Genomic DNA, 1,767 nt, shown 5'->3' with positions numbered 1-1,767 from the left:
GCGGAGGTATTGCGGGGAGTATCTCTGACAGCGTCATACGCGATAGCGTGAACACCGGTACCGTTTTCACAACTGGACTCAGCAGCTCAGGCGGTATTGCTGGATTGGCCGATCAGTCATCTACCGTTTCAAATGACCTGAATACTGGAAAAATAATCTCCGGGTATGGGGGTTTATCATCTGCCGGTGGCATTGTCGGCACACTGAAAAGCAACAGTATTGCTAACAATAATATGAATACCGGCGAAGTCACTGTTAGCCATTACGAAATTTCCGGGGGAATTGCAGGAGAAGCAGAAGCAGCCCAAATATCACGTAACCTGAACACTGGAAAAATTGACTCAGATTATTTGACAGGCTCCAGACATAGAGAAGGTGGCTACAGTGGTGGAATAGTAGGGAAGAACAGGCAAACCCTTGTCAGCAAAAACATCAATACAGGTAGTGTTTCTACAGTAGGCTTTAACATTGTGGGTGGAATAGTAGGGGAAGTATGGGACGCTCCTGTGATTCAAAATGTAAATGTCGGAACGGTCACTAATGACGGTGGTTATGCAGACGCTGGAGGTATTGCCGGTAAGGTTTCAGGTGGAAGCATTCATGACAACCTGAATGCCGGAGCAGTAACAGAAAAATACGACATTATGGCTTACGTCGGTGGTATTGCTGCGACTGCCAGGTACTCGGCCTCGGTTTATAACAATGTCAATACCGGATCAGTTGAAGCCAAATCAAGATATAGCCATATGAGCCCGGCAGTCGGGCGCCCTCTTGATGTACGTCATATTGCGAATAACCTGGGCACTTTTACAAGGCCTGAATGGCCTGGTTATGAACGACAAAAATACAATAAAGGTGTCGTAAGTCTATCGAAAAGTGCTCTCAAATCAGGCTTGCACGGTTTGAGCAGAGAATTCTGGAACGCCGGTGACGCAACACAGTTGCCGATACTCAAAGGTGTTAACACCCCCTACCGTGACCTTGTCCGAATAAATGGTACCAAACAGGCAAACAACCAGTTTCCCATCGTCCTGAACGAGTTTGCTGACCCCGGTGGTGCCATAGATGCTTCCTCTTTCAATTGTACTGTCTGGAACGGTCGGGATGGCTATTTACCTTTTCCAAACGTTTTCTCCAAACCACAAACATTACTGGCTGGAATTGATTGCACACCAGGGGGGTTTGACTGCAGCGGGGTAAAAGACAACACGACAACTCTGTTGACTATAACATTGTCATCTGAAAAATTGTCATCTGGAAAGCCGCTCACCACTGAATTGACCACGGCTACTGCATCCAGCGCCTTGTCTGACAGTACATCCCCCACAACCGATACACTCAGCCTGTCAGACAACTGCCAGCCACCAGAAGGCACACCGCTCTTTCAAACCTATGACCCGGAAAGTCAGCGGATATACGTCGTCATTCAGCCTGAGTCGCCTCCTTCCAAAGGGATCATTCTGGCACGCTATAAAGGTTCTGAACTGGATAAACCATTTGGTCGTTGCGGTATTGTGACTTACACCACCTCTGCCGACCACTCCATAATACTGGATTCCTACCAGTCTCTGAAAGGACGGGTGACTCACGAAAACACTGGCTCTCAACTTAACCTTGTTGCAACAACACCTTCAGGGAAAACAGCTCTGTTCGAGTTCCCTTTAAGTGACACCCAGAAATATCCGGCACAATTCATCGTGCTTGACAAGGTATTCCCTGAAAGTGTGCAAATTAATGATACTGCTTATCATAATGGCTTCATGTATT

At 47.2% G+C, this 1,767-nt stretch carries 1 protein-coding gene; it reads left to right on the top strand.

All coding sequences use genetic code 11. The annotated features are described in order from the left end of the window. Nucleotides 1-104: 104 nt before the first annotated feature. Nucleotides 105-1,767: hypothetical protein (locus KDK18_RS02580; protein ID WP_257252977.1), on the top strand; the 1,663-nt coding region annotated here is incomplete at its 3' end.

The sequence above is a fragment of the Endozoicomonas sp. SESOKO3 genome (assembly GCF_024606255.1).
Note: the sequence above shows the minus strand (reverse complement) of the source record. Positions and strands in the feature narration are given on the sequence as shown.